This is a genomic window from Metabacillus niabensis (genome assembly GCF_020524345.1).
GTDB classification, from domain to species: domain Bacteria; phylum Bacillota; class Bacilli; order Bacillales; family Bacillaceae; genus Metabacillus; species Metabacillus niabensis_B.
This window is the reverse complement of record NZ_JAIVLH010000005.1, coordinates 100084-121260: the sequence shown is the minus strand read 5'-3', so window position 1 is coordinate 121260 and position 21177 is coordinate 100084. Positions and strand designations below refer to the sequence as shown.

At 35.5% G+C, this 21177-nt stretch carries 21 protein-coding genes; 10 read left to right on the top strand and 11 right to left on the bottom strand.

What is annotated here, in order from left to right:
• Nucleotides 1-11 precede the first annotated feature (11 nt).
• Together LC095_RS08135 and LC095_RS08130 are read right to left on the bottom strand one after the other, a co-directional pair.
• Nucleotides 12-929, bottom strand: coding sequence for a proline dehydrogenase (locus LC095_RS08135; RefSeq protein WP_319005779.1), 918 nt, complete (start codon nt 927-929; stop codon nt 12-14).
• 263 nt (nt 930-1192) lie between these two features.
• A complete protein-coding gene (locus tag LC095_RS08130) occupies nt 1193-2701 on the bottom strand; it encodes an alpha-N-arabinofuranosidase (protein WP_226527704.1) in 1509 nt (502 codons plus the stop codon).
• A 237-nt stretch (nt 2702-2938) separates the two neighbouring features.
• Here LC095_RS08130 and LC095_RS08125 point away from each other — a divergent pair, with 237 nt between their 5' ends.
• The 3 genes from LC095_RS08125 to LC095_RS08115 all read left to right on the top strand — a co-directional run bounded on the left by LC095_RS08125 (nt 2939) and on the right by LC095_RS08115 (nt 4552).
• Nucleotides 2939-3853, top strand: a complete 915-nt coding sequence (locus tag LC095_RS08125) for an ArsR/SmtB family transcription factor (RefSeq protein ID WP_226527703.1) — start codon at nt 2939-2941, stop codon at nt 3851-3853.
• A gap of 118 nt (nt 3854-3971) precedes the next feature.
• Nucleotides 3972-4154, top strand: coding sequence for a hypothetical protein (locus LC095_RS08120; protein WP_226527702.1), 183 nt, complete (start codon nt 3972-3974; stop codon nt 4152-4154).
• A gap of 218 nt (nt 4155-4372) precedes the next feature.
• Nucleotides 4373-4552: a hypothetical protein gene (locus LC095_RS08115; protein WP_078434746.1), complete on the top strand. Its 180-nt coding sequence runs from the start codon at nt 4373-4375 to the stop codon at nt 4550-4552.
• 126 nt (nt 4553-4678) lie between these two features.
• Here LC095_RS08115 and LC095_RS08110 read toward each other — a convergent pair whose 3' ends face one another.
• Complete coding sequence (locus tag LC095_RS08110; RefSeq protein WP_226527701.1) at nt 4679-5371, bottom strand: YesL family protein; 693 nt, start codon at nt 5369-5371, stop codon at nt 4679-4681.
• A 290-nt stretch (nt 5372-5661) separates the two neighbouring features.
• On the opposite strand from LC095_RS08110, the gene LC095_RS08105 reads away from it, so the two are divergent.
• Both LC095_RS08105 and LC095_RS08100 read left to right on the top strand, forming a co-directional pair.
• Nucleotides 5662-6225 carry a sigma-70 family RNA polymerase sigma factor gene (locus tag LC095_RS08105; RefSeq protein ID WP_226527700.1) on the top strand — a complete coding sequence of 188 codons (564 nt, stop codon included), beginning with the start codon at nt 5662-5664 and terminating at the stop codon, nt 6223-6225.
• Nucleotides 6222-7247: a DUF4179 domain-containing protein gene (locus LC095_RS08100; RefSeq protein ID WP_226527699.1), complete on the top strand. Its 1026-nt coding sequence runs from the start codon at nt 6222-6224 to the stop codon at nt 7245-7247. The genes LC095_RS08105 and LC095_RS08100 overlap by 4 nt, the downstream gene beginning before the upstream one ends.
• Nucleotides 7248-7404: 157 nt before the next feature.
• Here the strand turns inward: LC095_RS08100 and phoU are convergent, their stop codons facing one another.
• The 5 genes from phoU to LC095_RS08075 all read right to left on the bottom strand — a co-directional run bounded on the left by phoU (nt 7405) and on the right by LC095_RS08075 (nt 11576).
• Nucleotides 7405-8064: a phosphate signaling complex protein PhoU gene (phoU, locus tag LC095_RS08095; RefSeq protein WP_226527698.1), complete on the bottom strand. Its 660-nt coding sequence runs from the start codon at nt 8062-8064 to the stop codon at nt 7405-7407.
• A 19-nt stretch (nt 8065-8083) separates the two neighbouring features.
• Nucleotides 8084-8902 (bottom strand): phosphate ABC transporter ATP-binding protein PstB, encoded by an 819-nt coding sequence (gene pstB / locus LC095_RS08090; RefSeq protein WP_216772770.1) that lies wholly within the window; start codon nt 8900-8902, stop codon nt 8084-8086.
• 15 nt (nt 8903-8917) lie between these two features.
• Nucleotides 8918-9742, bottom strand: coding sequence for a phosphate ABC transporter permease PstA (pstA, locus tag LC095_RS08085; protein WP_026559581.1), 825 nt, complete (start codon nt 9740-9742; stop codon nt 8918-8920).
• 1 nt (nt 9743) lies between these two features.
• Complete coding sequence (gene pstC, locus LC095_RS08080; RefSeq protein WP_226527697.1) at nt 9744-10658, bottom strand: phosphate ABC transporter permease subunit PstC; 915 nt, start codon at nt 10656-10658, stop codon at nt 9744-9746.
• Between the two features lie 78 nt (nt 10659-10736).
• Nucleotides 10737-11576, bottom strand: a complete 840-nt coding sequence (locus LC095_RS08075; protein WP_226527696.1) for a phosphate ABC transporter substrate-binding protein — start codon at nt 11574-11576, stop codon at nt 10737-10739.
• Nucleotides 11577-12091: 515 nt separating this feature from the next.
• Here LC095_RS08075 and LC095_RS08070 point away from each other — a divergent pair.
• The 5 genes from LC095_RS08070 to LC095_RS08050 all read left to right on the top strand — a co-directional run bounded on the left by LC095_RS08070 (nt 12092) and on the right by LC095_RS08050 (nt 14297).
• Nucleotides 12092-12508, top strand: a complete 417-nt coding sequence (locus LC095_RS08070) for a DUF1284 domain-containing protein (RefSeq protein WP_226527695.1) — start codon at nt 12092-12094, stop codon at nt 12506-12508.
• Between the two features lie 132 nt (nt 12509-12640).
• A complete protein-coding gene (locus tag LC095_RS08065; RefSeq protein ID WP_226527694.1) occupies nt 12641-12805 on the top strand; it encodes a hypothetical protein in 165 nt (54 codons plus the stop codon).
• A gap of 66 nt (nt 12806-12871) precedes the next feature.
• Nucleotides 12872-13024, top strand: coding sequence for a hypothetical protein (locus LC095_RS08060; protein ID WP_226527693.1), 153 nt, complete (start codon nt 12872-12874; stop codon nt 13022-13024).
• 129 nt (nt 13025-13153) lie between these two features.
• Nucleotides 13154-13969, top strand: coding sequence for an undecaprenyl-diphosphate phosphatase (locus tag LC095_RS08055; RefSeq protein ID WP_226527692.1), 816 nt, complete (start codon nt 13154-13156; stop codon nt 13967-13969).
• A gap of 151 nt (nt 13970-14120) precedes the next feature.
• Nucleotides 14121-14297, top strand: coding sequence for an SE1832 family protein (locus tag LC095_RS08050; protein ID WP_226527691.1), 177 nt, complete (start codon nt 14121-14123; stop codon nt 14295-14297).
• 146 nt (nt 14298-14443) lie between these two features.
• Here the strand turns inward: LC095_RS08050 and LC095_RS08045 are convergent, their stop codons facing one another.
• From LC095_RS08045 to uca, 3 genes are all read right to left on the bottom strand, one after another.
• Nucleotides 14444-15403, bottom strand: coding sequence for a 2-hydroxyacid dehydrogenase (locus tag LC095_RS08045; protein WP_226527690.1), 960 nt, complete (start codon nt 15401-15403; stop codon nt 14444-14446).
• Nucleotides 15404-15590: 187 nt separating this feature from the next.
• On the bottom strand, nt 15591-17336 hold the full coding sequence (atzF, locus tag LC095_RS08040) for an allophanate hydrolase (protein WP_226527689.1): 1746 nt from the start codon (nt 17334-17336) through the stop codon (nt 15591-15593).
• A complete protein-coding gene (gene uca, locus LC095_RS08035; protein WP_226527688.1) occupies nt 17333-20968 on the bottom strand; it encodes an urea carboxylase in 3636 nt (1211 codons plus the stop codon). The genes atzF and uca overlap by 4 nt, the downstream gene beginning before the upstream one ends.
• Between the last annotated feature and the right edge of the window lie 209 nt (nt 20969-21177).

Sequence of the window (21177 nt, the reverse complement as noted above, 5' to 3'; positions counted from 1 at the left end):
TCGACTCCTTTTTACTTTTTAGTCATACCCTTTAGGACAAAGGCAAGATTAGCTGGACGTTCTGCTAGACGCCTCATAAAGTATCCATACCAATCAATCCCGTATGGCACATACACACGCATTTTATAGCCCTGATTAACCAATTCCTTTTGAGTTTGTGTTCTCATTCCATATAGCATTTGAAACTCAAATGAATGTTTTGGAATTTTATAATCCTCTACTAATCTCTTAGTATATTCAATAATGGCATCATCATGAGTTGCAACTCCAGTATAATGACCATTTAATAAACGGGATTTGATTAATTTTTTATAATTTTCATCAACATCCGCCTTCTTCGGAAAAGCAACAGTAGGTGACTCTTTATATGCTCCTTTAACAAGTCTTAAAAATGGTTCATAACTATTTAAATTGCGAATATCTTGTTCAGCACGATACAAATATGCCTGGATTACTGTACTAATATAACTATAATCAGCTTTTAAGCCCTTAAAAATTGAAAGTGTTTCTTCACACCTTGTTTCATCTTCCATATCAATTGTGACCATAATTTTATACTTTTCAGCTATATCCATAATCTTTCTCATATTTTCAAAAACGAGTTCTTTTGAAATATCTAAGCCTAATGATGTTAGTTTTAGAGAAACATGAGAATCTAATCGTTGAGCAACAATCGTTTCGATTGTTTGGATGCATTCTTTTGTCCGCTCTCTTGCAATTTCTTCACTAGTAACGAATTCACCTAAATGATCAACTGTTACTGAAAAACCCTGTTCATTTAACTCTTTTATAAATTTAATGGAGCTTGGAAAGTCTATCCCACCGACAATCTTTCCGGAGGCGATATTGCTGCCCCAATTTTGGGCGGCCCGATTCAACGTTTTATTATTTGATAGATATAAAAATAAATCTCTTGAAATGACTGACACGACAAACACCCCCATTAAAGGTTGAGTAAGAGTTTTCTTACTATATATTGTACGATTACATAAGCTTAAGCGACAATGTATCAAATCCACAAAGATTTAAGGGAATCATTGTGTCATAAATACAATGACATATGAAGCGCTTCTGTCATTTTCTAAGTATGTCCCTATATATGTACCCTTCCACACTTTTACCTTGTTGAAACATATATCGTAAAACAAAAATGAGACCTGCTCTTTAATAGAACAGGTCTCATTTGACATTTTTATTTTTTCAATCCTAAACGGATCACATTCCAAGAATGCTTCGTTAACGGTGCAATAATATTTCCACCTTCAAGTACCGCTTTTCCTCGGTTATGTGGAATAACTGCTTGTTTTTCGAGTGTGTTAACTGCTTTTAAGTTTTCATTTTCCAACACTGTATGTTCAATGATTTGATAGTCTGAAAAACTACGAACATCACATTCTAGTGTTAAGCTATCTTCAAGACTGCGATTCAAGGCAAAAATCGTTAGTTCTTCTTTTTCTGGGTTATGAACGGCAATTGAATCCAGATAAGGAACATCTGTGAACTCTTTCGAATCATATTTAGGTGAGGAGATAACCGGCTGTAAAGCAATCCCACGCCCGTACATGGATACATGCTGATAAGGATAAAAGATTGTTTGCTTCCACGCTCCACCTTTTGTATCTGTCATAATTGGTGCAATAACATTAACTAGCTGAGCCATACATGCCATCTTCACACGATCAGAGTGCTTTAGCATTGTCATAAGCATACTGCCTACTAATAACGCATCTTCAAAGTTATAAACATCCTCTAATTGTGGAGGAGCAATCGACCATGGCTCTACTTTTTTATCTGCTTCATTTGAATGGTACCAAACATTCCATTCATCAAAGCTTAAATACATTGTTTTCTTACTACGTTTTTTTGCTTTTATATAGTCACAGGTTGAAATGACGGTCTTAATAAAATGATCCATATCCAGCGATTTAGCTAAATAGCTAGCTGAATCGTCATTGCGATTTCCATAATATTGGTGAAGTGAGATGTAATCTGCAGCTTCATATGTATGCTCTAACGTTGTAGCTTCCCACTCAGGGAAAGTTGCCATTGAAGAACTTGAACTACCACATGTAACAAGTTCAATCGTCGGATCTACCCACTTCATAGCTTTTGCCGTTTCAACCGCAAGTCTGCCATACTCTTCTGCTGTTTTATGACCAATTTGCCAAGGTCCGTCCATTTCGTTTCCTAAACACCATGTTTTTATTTTGTGGGGATCTTTATACCCGTGTTGTTTCCGTAAATCACTGTAATATGTACCCCCTGGATGATTACAGTATTCTACCAGGTTTCTTGCTTCATCAATTCCCCTTGTACCTAAGTTGACAGCCATCATCACTTCTGATTTAACTTTTTTTGTCCAGTCAACAAACTCATTTGTGCCTAACTCATTTGTTTCAGTCGTTCTCCAGGCAAGATCTAAACGTCTTGGACGCTCTCCTACAGGTCCTACTCCATCTTCCCAATTATAGCCTGATACAAAATTCCCACCCGGGTAGCGGATAATCGGCACATCCAATTCTTTCACTAGTTCAATAACATCTTTTCGAAAACCATTTTCGTCAGCAAGTGGATGATCCGGTTCATATACTCCACCGTATACTGCACGACCTAAGTGCTCAATAAATGATCCATATATCCGTGAATCCACATCAGATATTTTAAAATCCTTATCAACTACCATTTTTGCTTTTAATGTCATGATTTACCACCCATCCCTAATTTTCATTTTATAAAAACCTAAATCTTTTTATATTTTTATAATAATCTCCCATCATTTTAGTTGTCAATAAAAAATTGTATTCGTTTTCAAAAACTATTAAACTAACATCTTCATATATACTCTTTTTCTTGAACCATTAAAAATAATGACTTTCTCATTCATTCGATTTATTTTATAATGTACTAAAATAAACTTTACTCTACAGGGGGTACACCTTTGATTCATATTAAAGATTTGCAGTCAGGTCTAACCATATTTAAAGCATTAAGTTCTGAAACCAGAATTGAAATTATCAATTTATTAAGACAACATGATCGATTAAACTTAAATGAGCTAGCAGAAAAACTAAAATTAACAAATGGTGCTGTTACTATGCATATTAAAAAACTTGAAGAAAGTGGCATAATTGATATTACAACTACGGTTGGGAAACATGGAATTCAAAAGATGTGTTATTTAAATGAAGATTCGCTAACAGTGGATTTAAGAAGTAAAGAAATCGAGCATTGCTATGAATATGAAATCAATGTTGGACATTATATTAATTATAGTGCTGAGCCAACCTGTGGATTAGCTACAAAAAATAGTATTATAGGAGAATTCGATGACCCCCGATATTTTGCAGATCCAACTCACATTCATGCCGGTATCATTTGGTTAAACAATGGTTTTCTGGAATATCGAATACCTAACTACTTAAAACGATTTGAAGAGTTTAAAGAACTTCAGTTTATTTTTGAGATCAGTTCCGAAGCACCTGGATACAATGAGGAATGGCCTTCCGATATCTACTTTTATTTAAATAATATTGAGCTGGGCTTCTGGACATCACCTGGTGATTTTGGAAAAATGAGAGGCACGAATAATCCAGACTGGTGGCCTGGATACTTAAATCAATATGGAATGGCCAAATTACTTCGTATTAACAAAGATGGTACTTTTATAGATGGAAGTCGCATTTCAGATGTAACGATCGATCACATTAACCTTACGATGAAATCTGAGATAAAATTTAAATTAGCAGTTTCAGACAATAGAAAAAACAGTGGTGGCCTAACATTATTTGGAAAAGACTTTGGGCATTTTAATCATGAAATAATTGCACGTGTTTTATATGATGTTATAAAATAAAAACCTTCACCTCTTTGTAAATGAGGTGATATTTTGTATTTCAGTCATTATTTTACATTCGAATCATTTACTTTATAGTATGATAGAAAAAAGTGTGTGATGTAAGGAGGAATTTATGATGAAGATTGCCATTATCCTCGTCATTTTAATTGGTGTTCTCGCTTTACTAGGTACTATTTTAATTGGTGGTAAAGGAGATAAACATTATGATACCAAAACAAAAGCAAACCTCTCACGCTTATCATGGATTTATATTATTTTAGGCATTGGAATTATAATCGCTTTTGCATTTTATTTATGATAAATGGGGAATGAAACATTCTTCTTAATTCGTTCATTTGTGAACAAATTAAGAAGAATGTTTTTATTGTAAAAAATAAAATAGGTTACTCCTTGACATAGGTCTTTTGATGCAATAAAATGAAAGCGTATACAAATTTACTTAAAATTTTATAGAAACCGTTTTCCAATAATGAACATAAAATATATGAACTATTAATCAAAGGAGTGCCACAAATCATGAAACAATTTGTCTTTTTAATTGACACCGGAAATGAGAAAACAGAATACAAAATCACAGCATCTGGAATGACAGAAGCAGTAGCAAAAATCAAAGAAGTTAAAAACGAAATAAAGAAAAGTAATCCCCCATCTTTTAAAATTCAGTTTAAAGGCGTTATTTATGAAAACGCTTCCTGACAAAACAGAAGACCTTTTCACGTGGAAAGGTCTTTTTCTTATTTAGATTTTTGATTATTCCAGGCCATTTTTTCCTGCTCAACAAAAAAGTACGTTCTTTTCATTAGAACGTACTTTTTTTGAACTTTATTTTGTTTCGATGACCGATTTATTTTTTATCTTCTCCATTTTTTGATAATATGCAGCAAAACCTACGTACGTGATAAGTGTCCCCATGAAGAATGGAACAAGGAAAGTAAATACACCTAAACTTATATACAAAATCACACCACTGATTACCAATACAACCATATTAATCAATGGATACACCATTGTAAGAAAGAAAGCATTCTTTATACTTGTTAAAAGCTTTAATTCTGCATGTACAGTGTTTGAGAAAAAGAAAAGTGTCATTAAGAAAAGAAATAAAAATCCGATTAAAAAGAATGCACTAACCAGGACATTCACTTTTGAAAAAAAGAAAAAGTCAACAGTCCAAATCACCCAAAAAAGAGTGAGCAATAAACCACCAGTTAAACTTCTTACATAGTTTTCTTTGTAAAACCGCCAGTATGATTTAACTAGCGGGACGTCATCTTCTCCCATCACCCATTTTCTCACAACACCAAACATGGCTGTTGTCGCCGGAAAAAACATAAATGGAGTTAATACAGCAATCGTTCCCAGCAATAAAAAGACCGAGGCTTCATCTTCTGCAAACAAAAGTGACATAGCTAAATAACAAATAGGCAGATTAAATATAATCCACATTATATTAATAACAGATAAACGCATAATCCATTCAAATAAACGGTTTAAACCACCCATTACATTTGTCATAAATACATCCTACTTTCTTTTTTGTAAGCTCTTTCTTTCTATTATATCACTAATTTTTCTTTTTTTCGTCAATAAAAATGAATCTCCTAATTTATCTTTATCTTAATTAGTTGAAACATTATGAAATAAAAAACTCCACTTGCCCTAATAGAGAAGCCTTAGTTATCTTTTACTATTATCTAGAATAAATTTATACTTTTTAAAAAGTATTAAAAAAGTGCGAGTTTTTCATTCATTCATTCGATATAGATAGTGAAAAAGCTTTTTCAATAAAATAAGGAGAATCAATAATGACATGTAATGCTGTGAATTTTATTAAACTACTACAAAAACAAAATGAAAAGGCACTCGAATACATCATTGATGAATATTCAGCTCTTGTAAATGCCATAAGCTACAAAATCTTACACAATGTAAGCAGTGATGCGGTAGATGAATGTGTGAATGATGTATTCTTAACAGTTTGGCAGAATGCAAATACGTTTAAAGGAACAAGTATGGAATTCAAGAAATGGATCGCGATGCTTACAAAATACAAAGCAATTGACCGTTTTCGTCATATAAAGAAAATACAAAATCGAGAACAAAGTGAAGAGGAACTTCATATACAACCCCATTTAGATGATGTACAAATGCAAATAATTAAAAAGGAAGAAACCAACACGCTTCTCCTTGTTCTCAGTACATTACCAGAGATCGATCGTGATATTTTTATGATGAAATATTTTCTTTATTTAACAAGTGCTGAAATTGCAGCATCTCTAAAAATTTCGGTGTCAGCAGTAGAAAATCGATTATATCGCGGTAAGAAAAAACTTGCACAAAACGAACATCTGAAGGAGCGGTTTTTATGAATAATGATTTACAAGACTTTCTTGATATTGATATTAATGATATTGAACCAAGAGCATTAACAACAAAAAGGAAAACAGAAATAAAACAACATGTATTGAAGAAGAAAAAAAAGGTAAAGAAACGGACTTTACTACATACTTTAACCGCCGCAGCATTGATTGGAGTTACGGTTTTTACTGGCAGTATCATAAGCGTTCCTGTATTAGCAAAACATATTCCTTTTATACAAAATATTATGGAGCACTTTAAAAAAGATACTCTCCCCAATGAATACGTTGATTTAGCTACAGTAGTTAATCAGGTGGAGTCTAGTAATGGAATTGATATTATGATTGAAAATGCAGTCTATGATGGAACAAATGTGATTATTACTTATGCAATCCAGACTACGTTGGACCTTGGAAGTCAACCTAGATCAGAAGGTTTTATAGATATACAGGATGTTAAAGCAATAGGTGGAACAGGATACATTGATAAAATGAATGAAACAACATATGTAGGTGTCGAAAAAATCACTCCACATTTTGATGGAAAAAGTCCTGAAGAAATTATCATTAAGTGGCAGCCAAAAGTCTTTGAAAACAGTAGTGATACTAAACAATACGAAGGTGATTGGTCATTTGAATTTTCCTTAACCCAACTACAAACAAGTACGCAGTTGCTTAACGAAAAAGAAGAGTATCCCGGGATTACTCTAAGCCTAAAATCTTTTGAGCATTCAAAAATGGCATCGGTCTTACAATATGAATTTGTTGTTGATCAGGATATTTTAAAGGAATCACCTTTTATTTCAATTGAAATGAGTAATGTAATGGACAACTTAGGAAACAAATATGACGTAAATAGTAATGGTGGAGTAAGTTTTGATGATGGGGCATTTCATAAAAGTGAAGCTTCTATTTACTCCATACATCCTGATGCCCGTTCTTTAACATTTACACCGCAAATCTATTATTCAAAAGGATCAGGAATGGTTCTCAATGTTGAAGAAATGCAACCACTCTCAATTGACTTAAAATAAACTATTCCCATATGAGAGAATCCAGAAGGAACTTATCGTATTTTTCAGGAGTGAGACCGTCTCTTGACCCTCACTCCCTAAGATGTCTTATAGTAGATATACTTTTATTTATCAATAAAAATTAAAAAAGGCAAGCACAAATGCTCACCCTTTTATATTAAGAATTAAAATCATATATACGACCTTTTATTAAATAAGCCGCACTTTCTGCAATATTCGTTATGTGATCTGCAGTTCGTTCCAGGTATCGATTGATGAAAAGTAATTGCACTAATTGATCTGTTTCTTCTGGATGTTCTTTTAAATACTTAGTGATTGCTTTGTATGTTTCACCACTATATTTATCAACTTTATCATCCAAATCGCCAACTTCTTTAGCCAGGACCATATTTTCTTCAATAAATGATTGTAATGCCTTTTCAAGCATAGTAATTGATAGATCTTTCATTTGATCAAGATTTGTGATGTTCACTAAAGAGTGTGTTTGACCAATTTTTATGGTGGACTTTGCGATATTTACAGCAAAATCTGCAATTCGCTCAATTTCAGATGTAATCTTTAAAGCACCTATAATTCTTCGTAAATCTCTGGCAACTGGTTGCTCTTTTACCATTAGCCATATTACAAATTGGTTGATTTCCGTGTCCAGGTTATCGATTACTGTATCTTCATCAATTACTTTTAATGCAATCTCCACATCTTGTTTTTTTAAGGCTTCAAATGCTTTCTCCATTGCAGTGATTGAAAGCTTAGCCATCATTGACATTTTGCCTTGTAATTCCTGCAAATTATTATCAAAGCTCTCACGAACGACCATTTTCTACTCCCCCAAAATCTTACCCAAATCTTCCAGTTATATAATCTTCTGTTCTCTTATCTGTTGGCATTGAGAAAATATTGTTTGTTGAATCAAATTCAATGATTTCCCCATTTAGGAAAAAGGCTGTTTTGTCTGATACTCGTGCTGCCTGCTGCATATTATGGGTCACAATAACAATTGTGTAATCTTTTTTCAAGCGTTCAATTAATTCTTCTACTTTTAATGTTGAAATTGGGTCTAATGCTGATGTAGGCTCATCCATTAAGATGATTTCCGGCTTCATCGCAATTGCACGTGCAATACAGATCCTTTGCTGTTGACCACCAGATAGTCCGAGTGCTGATGTTTTCAGGCGATCTTTTACTTCGTCCCAAATTGCAGCACCACGTAAGCTTTCTTCAACAATGTTATTTAAGACTTTTTTATTTTTTATCCCCTGCATTCTTGGACCATATGCGACATTATCATAAATACTCATTGGAAACAGGTTTGCCTTTTGGAAAACCATTCCAACTTTTGTTCTTAATTTTATCACGTCATTTGATTGATAGATGTTTTCTTTATCTATAACAATGTCACCATTAATCTTCACACTGTCTATAAGATCATTCATGCGATTTAATGTTCGTAGAAAAGTCGATTTCCCACATCCTGAAGGTCCAATTAAAGCGGTAACTTCCTTTTCTTGAATATCCAATGAAACTGAATAAAGTGCCTGTTTATCCCCATAAAATAAATTTAAGTCTCTTACACTGATTTTGACATTGCCGTTTGTTTGCTGGTTGAATTGTGATTGGTCTTTCCTGTTACTTTGTTCAATCTCTGTTGTACCCATGTCAATACACCTCTTTTAATAGTCAGCTTTATTTAATTTCTTGGAGATAAACGTCGCCGAAAGGTTCAGTACCAATATGATGACGATTAAGACAATCCCAACCGCAGCAGCAAGCTCAATGTCACCTGATTCCTGTGTAACCAAAAAAGAATGGACCGTTAATGTCCTTGCTGAGGAGAAAATACTGTCCGGCATGGCAGCCACCGTCCCAGCAGTTAAAAAGATTGCTGCAGATTCTCCAACAATTCTCCCGATGGAGAGAATGATACCTGATAATATTCCAGGCATCGCACTCGGTAAAATAACCTTATATAAAGTTTGCAGCTTTGTTGTTCCTAAAGCTAGAGAGCCTTCACGATACGTTTTTGGTACGGTCTTTAATGACTCTTCTGTTGTTCTGATAATAACTGGTAATACGATAATTGTTAGAGTTAAAGAAGCAGCTATAATCGACATTCCCAGTTTTAACGTTGTAACAAAAAACACTGCACCGAATAATCCATAAATGATTGATGGGATCCCTGTTAAGCTTTCCGTCGCGAAGCGGATTATCCTAACTAAACGACCTTGTTTTGCATATTCCTGCAAATACACCGCAGCTAAAATTCCTACCGGGGTAGCAATTAATAATGAGATCACTATTGTATATATTGTTGTAATAATCATCGGCCAAATTCCGCCATGACCTGTTGGAGAATAATCCCCAAAGATAAAATCTATGCTAATTAAGCGATACCCTTTATAAAATATATATCCAACAATCGTTACAAGGATGGCAATAGTTAAGAACGCTGAAAACCAGAGTAGTCCACGCAATACGTTATCTTTTACCTGTCTCAACTCAATGACCACCCTTCGCACTGATTTTTGATAGAACGAAATTTAATAAAAGGATAAAAGAGAATAAAACGATACCAGTTGCAAATAACATTTCCTGGTGTGTCCCATATGCATAGCCCATTTCTAAAGCGATATTGGTCGTTAATGGACGTACACTGTCAGTTAAGCTTGTCGGGATAATTAAACTGTTTCCAGCTACTAGGATAACTGCCATTGTTTCTCCGATCGCTCTCCCTAAACCTAAAACAATTGCTGCCATAATACCCGATTTCGCTGCAGGAACAACAACCTTAAAAATTGTTCCTATCTGAGAGGCACCTAATGCCAATGAACCCTCACGATACGTTTTAGGCACTGCGCGAATAGCTGTTTCTGCAACTGTTACAATTGTAGGTAACATCATAATTGCTAATACCAAAATAACTGCAAATAAGCTTTGACCCTTCGGTAAGTGTAAATTATCTTGCAAAAATGGGACGATGATTGCGAGTCCGAACACTCCATACAAAACTGATGGGATACCGGCCAATAATTGAACAGCTGGTGAGATGAGCTTCGCTATACTTTTGGGTGCAATTTCTGATAAAAAGATGGCTGTAAATAAACCAACCGGAACTCCAATGATTAAGGATCCAATTGTTGCAAATATAGATGCTACAATCATTGGTAATATTCCAAATTTATCTTCACTTGGAACCCAATCTACCCCAAAGATAAAATCAAAAAAACTATATCCATCAGCGATAAATGGTAGTGAACCTTTATAAAAAACAAATCCTATAATGACCAATAAGCTGATAACTGAAAGTAATGCACAAAAAAGAAATAATTTTGCTGATAATTTCTCAAGAAAGTACTTCCTCTTATTTGATTTTCCAATATCTATTGCTTGGTCCTCAACAGGTAGTCGCGGCATTCTTCATTCCTCCATGTTTGCTCTAACACACGATGTTTTATGTCTGACATGTCGATTTGACATCAGTGAATTGTTACGTTATTTTATCGGTATTGCACCTGACTCTGCTGCAATCGCTTGTCCTTCAGGTCCAAGAATATAGTCAATAAACTGTTGTCCGCCACTAGATAGTTGATTATCCTTGTGAACAAACAAAAACGGACGTGATAACATATACTTTTGATTTAGAACATTTTCGGCTGTAGCTTCTACTCCATTAATCTTTACTGTTGAAATCGTTGAATCAATATATTCAAATGAAATAAATCCAACTGCATGCTTATTTGTTGCCACAGTTGTTTTTATATTACCGTTTCCGGAAGCAATAATAGAACTTCTAACTAATTCTCCTGAGGAATACCCTACTATTTCTTGAAATGCATCACGGGAACCTGATCCGTCCTCTCTGGAAACAACGACAATTTCCATGTCATCTCCCCCAAGTTCCTTCCAATTGGTCATCTCACCTGTAAAGATTTCCTTCACCTGATCCAATGTAAGGTCTTTAACTTTATTGCTTGGATGGGTGACAACCACTATCCCATCATAAGCAATAATTGTCTCAGTCAGCCCTTGTGCTTTTTCTTCCTCTTTCAAATCACGTGATGACATACCTATTTCAGATACACCGTTTATAGCATTTGTTATGCCTGCTGATGAACCTATCTGATTAATTTCTATATTTACATTCGATTTTTCTTTGTATTTTTCTGCCATTTTTTCAGCCAATGGTCCTACGGATGTCGAACCTGAAATAGCAATTGTATCTGAACCTTCATTGGTTGACTCTATTCCATTATCAGAGTTATTGCATGCTACTAATGCAGCAGCAAAGAATAACATCAATAATCCAAATGTTGTCTTTCTCATAAATGTCATTTCTAAACCTCCAAGGTGATCTACTGACAACTTCTTTCTATATAATACCCATTGTTAAGAATAAACATAGATTGTAAATTCTCTATTAAGCAATTGTAAAGGTTTTGTAAATTTTATTAATCAGGTGTTAACCCTATGTAAATATATGATATATATCCAAATTAGAAAAATAGTCCCTTTGAAAGATTAAACCCCAATCAGTAAATGATAAATCAAAACATACTTTTTTACTTTCCACTCTATTATATTTCTCTCCCTTTTATTTTGTTACATCCACCACATAGTCAAATTACTTAATTACAAACCATTTTCCCTTACTTCAATACCAAAAGGTTATATGATCTAAATAGTATTTAACAGTTACAATTGTGTATACCTTTTCTTATCTTCTTTAGTTACAAATGTAAATAGTAAAAAAATGCCCAGCTATTATAGGTAAGATGATAAAATACAGGTATGTGTTAACTTATTTGTTTTATCAGTTAACAACTTAACAACTGTTTGAGGAGGAAACAATGTATAAACTACGAGGTCATCATATTTTTTGCCTATTGGGCTATCGGGGCATGGGATATTCTATAGAATATATTGAAAATATGACGCGTTTGCATCAAACTTTGAGAGAGAAGCCTAAGACAAGTGTACAACTCATCTTAGGTCCTGATCATTTGTGTGACAAATATCCAAACAACGGTAAATACCATTGTCAGGATGATCATATTTATGAAAGAGATGCGGCTGTATTAGAGAAATTAGGACTCAAAATTGGACAGATTTTAAATTGGGAGGAAATTGAAGCTATCATAAACAAGCGTATCATCCCTTCAGATATTCAAACAGTTTGTAAATCTTGTTATTGGAGAACATATGGTGTGTGTGAAGAAGGTGTGCAAGACATTCTTAATGGCAAAAGCTTAAGGAAAGTGAAGTAAAGTCTCCGCAACATTTTTAGAATGTTTCCTTCAATCTAAAAAAATAAATTCATACTACAAGACTTTTTCTATCTCCCTTGAATAATTTCACCATTTCAAAGCAATCTAATATGTGTTTAGGAGGTGAAATTTTTGACAAATCAAACTAGAGACAATAAAAATCAAAAAAACAACCTACAAAATTCTGAAATTGGTTCAGGATCAGCATATATTAAAGAGCACGCCGGTCATGTTGAAGGTTATGGAGAGAATTATCCAATTGAAAATAATTCAACTAATACGAATCGTCCTGAATAATCTTATTTATTTTATAGAGTGAATGAGTTCATCGTTCACTCTCAACTTTTTAGCAGGATGCCTGATATGCAAAATGAACATGCATCTGGTTTATATGATTTAAACAATGAAAAACTTACCTTGAACTGGACCAAAATTGTTGGACATAAGATTAACAATTTTGGTCCAGTTTTTTTATTATCAGAAATAATTGTTACATACTTACACAAAAAAGGGTAATTTTCAACTAATAGAGGAATTTTTTTCCTCTTTCACATAATTGTAAAGATTTATTAAACAAATTATTAGCACAAATAAGGTATAATCCTAATTTGATACATTATTAAAGAGATAAATGAGGAGGAAAAAATGGGTGAATTAGATATTCTATATACATTGAAAATGATCATTATTGGGCTAGTGCAAGGATTTACAGAGCCTATCCCTGTGTCATCAAGTGGTCACGTAATGATTGCAAGTGAATTATTGGGGATAGGTGAACAAGGATTTACTTTTGCTATATTAACCAATACTGCTTCATTACTTGCGATTCTTTATATTTACAGAAAAGATATCTTTAGGCTTATGAATAATTCCATTGCCTATTTAAAAACGAAAAATTCCCGTTATAAAAGCGATTTTCACTTTATTTGCTTTATCATCATAGGCACTATACCTGCTGGAGTTCTGGGTATATTGTTAAATGACTTTATAGGGGAAAATGTTAGCATGACTACAATTGCCCTCATGTTATTTGTAACAGGAATTGCATGTTGGTTAATTCGTAATATGAAAGGTACTAAAGACGAGAGTGACCTTTCCATTAAGGATGCATTCATTGTTGGTTTAGGGCAGGCAGTAGCCTTAACTCCTGGTATAAGCCGTTCAGGAGCAACGATTATTTCAGCCATTTCTGTTGGAATGAAACAAGATACTGCACTTCGCTTTTCATTTATGTTATATATCCCTGTTAGTCTCGGTGGAGTAGTTCTTGGGTTTACTGACTTTTTACATGAACCAAATAAAGCTGACTTGGCCGTTCCATATTTAGCGGCATTTATTTCAACTCTATTGATGACTTATTTTGCGATGAAGTGGTTTATGGGAATTATGAAGAACGGCAAACTTGTTTATTTTACATATTATTGTATCATCGTGGGAACGTTACTTTTAATCTTCTTTTAATATTCTTTGAAAGAACTATTTTCATAGTTCTTTTTATAGAATATTACCATCCCTGTAATTCATAACAGAGATGATAAATAGCCCATTTTTTTAGTTCTTGTTATACTTTTTATAAAAGTTTAGCAAAATTATGATAAATGGAGGCATAATGATGAGCAAACAAGAAATACAGCAAAAAATCGATGAATTAAAAATGGAATATGTAAGAATCCAAGGAGATATTGAAAAATTGGAATCCACTGGACATTCTATTGAGAAACTAGAGGAAAGACTCAGTTTGATTGAAGAAACGCTTTCAACATACCGGAAAGAACTGTACAATCTTTAATGTTCTACAAGAACATTCTCCATCATAGAACATGTAATTGTCCGAAAAATGTAAATTCAGAAACTAGAAAAACAAGTAAGATAGCAATGAGTAGCTTAATAATGTAAATAAATATTTTAAAAGGGTAGATCTTCTCTACCCTTTTATTATCTTATTAAATTCGGAGGTGTTTTTTCCTCGAGAGCAATAGCCATATTTTCTGCAGCTAGCTTTGCCATTTTTGCTCTCGTTTCAGCTGTAGCTGAACCGATATGCGGTAGTGTGACAACATGGGGCATTGATAATAATGGATTATTCTTCTCAACAGGCTCAATCTCAAAGACATCTAACCCTGCGCTAAGTATTTTCTTTTTCTGCAGGGCTTTGATTAAAGCTTCTTCATCAACGTTTTTCCCTCTTGATCCATTAATGAAGATCGCTGAATCCTTCATTAAGTTAAATTCTCTCTCTCCAATCATTTTTTCTGTTTGAGGTGTGTGTGGAACCATTAAACAAACAAAATCTGACTTCTTCAAGAGCTCATCTAATGAGCAATATGTTGCATTAAATTTACTTTCTGCTTCCTTATTTCTTGAACGATTATGGTATAAGATTTCCATATCAAAGCCGAAGTGTGCTCGTTTAGCGACCGCTCTGCCGATACTACCCATCCCGATAATACCTAATGTTTTATGATGTACATCCACACCAAAAAGGTCTTCACCCTTTGTTCCTCCCCATTTTTTATCCTTTACATAATGATCAAGCTCAGGCATTCTTCTTGCCGTGGCCAGTAAAAGCCCAAAGACGGTATCTGCTGTTGTATCATCAAGCACCCCGGGTGTATTTGTTGCAATTATGTTTCTTTTCTTAAGCTCTTCTATATTTAAATTATCATAACCAACTGAAATATTTGAAATGACCTTTAAATTTGGAGCTTGATTTAATAGTTCTTGCCCTATTTTCATACTAGCACCTAACAATCCATGTGCAGTTTGTAATTCAACTAGAAAATCCCGGTAATTATCATCATTAAGAGTCGGAAAATAACTGACATCAAATTTATTTTTCAAGAAATATAAAACTTGATCTGGTAATTCACGATAAACCACGACTTTTTGTTGCATACTGCTCCCCCTTGTGTAAAAAACATTATTTTAATAACTTCAAGGAAAGTTGGAAAAGTCCTGCATACCATTAATTATAATAACAAATGTATTACTTAATATATCGACCTAATTGATTATTTTATCGTAAAACAAAAAATACCCCAATGGATGAAACATATTGGGGATTTAATAATATAACTTCAAATTAAATATTTAGAGGAACCTTTCGCCAGCTCCTTGAATCAGAAATATCTTCTGCATCTTCTGCTGCATATCCTTCACAAATAAACCCCGAAACCTCCGTGCCATCTTGGAGCTCCACTTTTCCGATTCCAAGCGGGGAAGGAATTAATGTTAAAAATTCTCCAAAGGAGGATACTGGCATTTCCCAAATCTCTAATTCAATAGCATTTCCACCTGATTTTTTCTTGATCAAACCCGGCTTTGCAGGTTCTGATGGCAGCTTAATAAATTGATATTTTTCAGCTGTTACATCTTCGCGAACAAAGAATGCACCAAATTCAAGCATTTGCTTTTCAAGTGAAAAACCCCGCATATGCAGACCACATACTGCGATAGGAATAGTCTTTTTTATTTCTTTATTGTTTCTAACAAATACCTCTGCTGCACCGGCTATTAAACCTTCCTCATGAGATAACGCAAAGAAGGTTATACCAAATGGAAGATTCTTTTCTGCTTCACCTGCCTGAACAGCAATTGCACTTAAATCTAATAAATTACAGTGATTTGTATATAATCCCATATCACTATTCGTTTTAATTGGATCTTTTCGGACCTGATCACGTGTCCAAGTACCCCCAACCGTTGGTGTAACAAGAACAGCATCTTTTAAAAGAATCTGAGCTCTTCTTTTGAATTCTTGTAATTTGTGCAGAGAATGAAACACAAACGTAGCATTATATTTTGGTAGATCACCAGAACGAAGTACCTTTTCCGTTACTGGGAATGTTACATCAGGATGGTTACGAATAAATTCTCCTAAATCAGCCCACCTTTCTGCTACAAATGGTCCGTCATAAAGGATGGCTGCTGCCTCGCGGAAAAATTCATAATCAATATATTCAATTGTAATCGGAAGCTGCTTCAGTTGTTCAACTGCTTTATTCCAAGCCAGTTGATACTCAGATGCATATGGACCATAAAAAGGGATGGTATCCTTTGGTAAACAGATTTTTTTAGGCAGCTTAGCAAAAGGGATTGGCATTTCCCGGGACCATGGATCCTGTTGATCAAATCCTCTAACTACTGCATCTACTTGATAAGCCTCGTCTAAACTATGGGAAAATACGGTCACACAATCAAGACTTACACATGCCGGCACAACACCTTTTGTTGGCCAAGCTCCTAAACTAGGCTTTAAACCAACTAGATCATTTAGGGCTGCAGGTACGCGCCCTGAACCAGCTGTATCTGTTCCTAAAGAGAAAACTGCCTGACCTCTTGCAACAGATACGGCAGATCCAGAACTTGAACCTCCACTTATTAGCTCTGGTCGCAATGAGTTATGGGTTTCACCAAAAGGGCTGCGGGTCCCAACTAGACCTGTTGCAAATTGATCTAGATTGGTTTTTCCTACCGGAATTGCTCCAGCCTCTATTAATCTCTCAACTACTGTAGAATGTTCTGCTGGAGTATAACTAAATTCCTCACAACCAGCTGTTGTTGGTACATTAGCTAAATCGATGTTATCCTTTATGGCAAATGGGATTCCCCATAATGGAGATGAATCAAAATTTATCTCTGATAAGCGTTCTAAATACGGATGAATCTTTTCCATTTTTGGCGGTGTAATCCAAATGTTCATTTCTTCGTCTCGTTGGGAACGTTTAACGATTTCTTCCATCACTTCTTCTGGTGTTAATTGATGACTTCTATATGCTTCACGTAGCCAGCTTAATGTTAATTTGAATGGAATCTCCATTTTGCTCATTGTGCGGCACCTACCTTATTTTCCTTAAATAAACTAGCTATTAATTGTCCAGCATGCACCGAATCTCCAGACTTCACATAAATCTCAGCGATTTCTCCATCACAAGGTGCTGTTTGAGGAAACTCCATTTTCATACTTTCTTCTATAATAAGAACATCACCCTTTTTCACCTGTGCTCCCGGTGAAACAAGAACCTTCCATACACTTCCTGGCATTGAACAATTTACAGGAAGTGCACCTTCAGGAAGTACGTCTTCTTCACTTAAAGCTAATGTATCAACTTCAGATACATGTTCTTCAATACCTTGCTCCTTCCATCTTTCACGTTCCTCATTGAAGGAGGCTTGTTGACGTTGTTTGAATTGGTCGGCACTTTCCTTAATTTCCTCTTGGAAGTTCAAGTACTCTCCAAGATCAAAGGTTGTTTCTGTAATATCAACTTCAAATCTCCCCCTTAAAACATCCTCTCGCATTTGAAGTAATTCATCTGCATCAACTGGATAAAATTGAATTTGATCGAAAAAACGTAATAACCAGGGCTTACCCGGTTCAAAGATTTCAGTTGATCTGAGTTTATTCCACACTTGAATGGTACGCCCAACAAATTGATATCCTCCCGGGCCTTCCATTCCATACACACACATATATGCTCCACCAATTCCAACTGCATTTTCCGGGGTCCATGTCCGAGCCGGATTATACTTTGTTGTAACGAGTCGGTGACGGGGATCAATCGGTGTTGCAACTGGTGCCCCAAGGTAAACATCACCCAGGCCAAGAACTAAATAGCTGGCATCAAACACAATTTTTTTCACATCTTCTATACTATCCAAACCATTTATTCGTCTAATAAATTCAAGATTATCCGGACACCACGGGGCGTCCTGCCGAACATTTTGCTGATATCGTTCTGTAGCTAATTGTACAGAGGGGTCGTTCCAGGATAGTGGCAAACGGACGATTCTTGATGCTACTTGTATGGATTCAAGCGGTGGTAACCTGCGATCAATTTCTAATACCTTTTTGGCTGCATCTTTTACTGTCATTTTTGATGCGTCAATATGAATTTGTAAAGAACGAATTCCTGGAGTTAAGTCTAAGACAGGTATTTCATTGGTTTTTTGTAGGCTATCCATAAGCGCATGTACCTGGAAACGAAGAAGTAAATCAAGTTCCATTTCTCCATATTCCACAAGAATATTTTCGTCACCGCTACAACGGATCGTTATCGGAATTTGTCGATTAGCAGACTCACTAGCTAAAACCGGATAAGTTGATGGAATCTCAATTTCAGGATCTACTAATTCAATCTCTTGTATCAGCGAAAGATGTTTTTCCCCAATTGCATGCAAATTCATGTCTTGAAGTTTTCGTAAACGATCTGCTTCTTCAAGTGTGATAAGCTTAAATTGGACTGTATCTCCAGGATGCAGTTGACCAATTTTCCAAAATTCTGCTGAAGCTGTGGTCACAGGGCAAACAAACCCACCAAGACTAGGACCATCCGGACCAAGTAATATCGGCATATCACCTGTTAAATCAAGCGTCCCAATTGCGTACGCATTATCATGAATATTGGAAGGATGCAAGCCTGCTTCTCCTCCATCTTCACGTGTCCAGAGTGGCTTTGGCCCTACAAGACGGACACCTGTACGGGAGCTATTAAAATGAATTTCCCATTTTGTTTCTGTTAATTGTTTTAAATAATCTGGTTGTAAAAATTCTTCTGTACAATGCGGCCCGGGAATAACACCAATCGTCCATGTTGTGTTGATCTTTGGTTGATGTACTAAAGGAAGTACATCTTTTACAACAGGGGTACAAGAGTTATGAACACCGAGAACATCACCTGTTCGAAGCGCTCTGCCACCGTGTCCCCCAAAGTTACCGAGTGTAAAAGTTGAAGAGCTTCCTAAAATCTTCGGCATATCAAATCCGCCAGAAACAAGCATATAGGTTCTCATTCCCACTTTAGCTTCTCCAAATGATACTACCTGGCCTTCCTTAGCTAATACTGGTTTATATAATGAAATTTTTTCACCATCTAGTTTTGCTTCCATATCAGCGCCCGTTAAACAGAACCACATATCATTTCTAAATCGATAAGATCCACCTCGAAGGGTAAATTCAAGTCCGGGTGCATTGTCAGCGTTTCCTAATATTTTATTTCCAATTCGGAAGGACAATGGATCCATTGGACCACAAGGTGGAACCCCTACGTCCCAGTGCCCTTTTCTTCCCGGCCAATCCTGAATGGTTGTCTGAATACCACCATCTATGACTTCAATAGCATTTTCAACTGGTTTAAAACTATTTAGCATTCTTGTGAATACATCACCTGATATACAATCCTCTTCTTGCAATAGCTCCTGTAAATATTGAAGATTTGTGGTAATCCCATACATTCGTGTTTCACGTAAAGCTTTAATCAATGTTTGGATAGCCTCTGTGCGGTTTTTACCATGCACGATGATCTTTGCAAGCATTGGATCGTATAATGAGGTAACGGTTATCCCATCTCTTACCCATGTTTCATTACGAGCAAGGTTTGATAAAATGACCTGATCCAGCTGGCCGGCACTTGGGCGGAAATCATGATGACAATCTTCAGCGTAAATTCGAGCTTGTATACTATGTCCTGTTGGTTCTGGAACAAGATTCTGTAAATTTTTCAGCTCACCAGCAGCCTCTTTGATCATCCACTCCACTAAGTCAATACCTAACACTTCCTCTGTTACACCATGCTCTACTTGCAAACGAGTATTAACTTCCAGGAAGTAAAATTCATAAGACTCTGGATCATATAAAAACTCAACCGTTCCTGCACTTTTATAGCCAACTTCTTTAGCTAACCTTTTGGCAGCAGCTAACATGTTCTGGCGAACGTCTTCAGATAATTTGGGAGCAGGACTTTCTTCAATTACTTTCTGATTTCTACGTTGAATGGAGCAATCTCGCTCACCTAAAGTAACCACTTCTCCAAATTCATTTCCGAAAATTTGCACCTCAACATGTCTAGCCCTTGGGATGTATTTTTCTAAGAATAGCCCGTCATTATTAAAGTTTGTTTCTGCTAAGTGACGCACACCATCGTAAGCAGCACGTAAAGCTTCTTCAGTGTCGCAAACACGCATCCCAATACCGCCGCCACCAGCTGTACTTTTTAAAATTACCGGGTATCCGATTTGACCTGCCTGTTCTATGGCAGTTTCTAAGCTGTCTATTAATTTTGTACCTGAAAGCATTGGTACTCCAGCTTTTTCAGCAATTTCCCTTGCAGAATGCTTCAAACCAAACATTTCCATTTGCTCTGGTGTCGGTCCGATAAATATAATTCCATTTTCCTGACATGCACGGGCAAAGTTTGCATTTTCACTTAAGAAACCATATCCCGGATGGATTGCCTCTGCACCTGTTTCAATGGCCGTTTTTAGAATTAAATCTGAATTTAAGTAGCTTTCCTTTGCTGCTCCTTCTCCGATCAAAACAGCTTCATCTGCACCATCAACATGTAAGCTATCTTGATCAGCTTTTGTAAAAACTGCTACAGATGAAACTCCTAGTTTTTTTAATGTTCGCTCTATTCTTACCGCAATTGCCCCACGGTTTGCGATTAGCACTTTTTTAAACATGTGACACACTCCTTCTAACGATGTTTTTTATATAAACAACCTTACTCGTATGCGTTTATTCTTCATTTGCATAATGAAAAACTTTTCTCGATCCTCTCCACTGAGTTTTGTCTATCATCCCTACTATGAAGGACTTATCTCCACTTCTCCGCCGAGTTTTGTCCTTCAACCCTACTATGAAGGACTTTTTCTCTTCTTTATCTATCGAG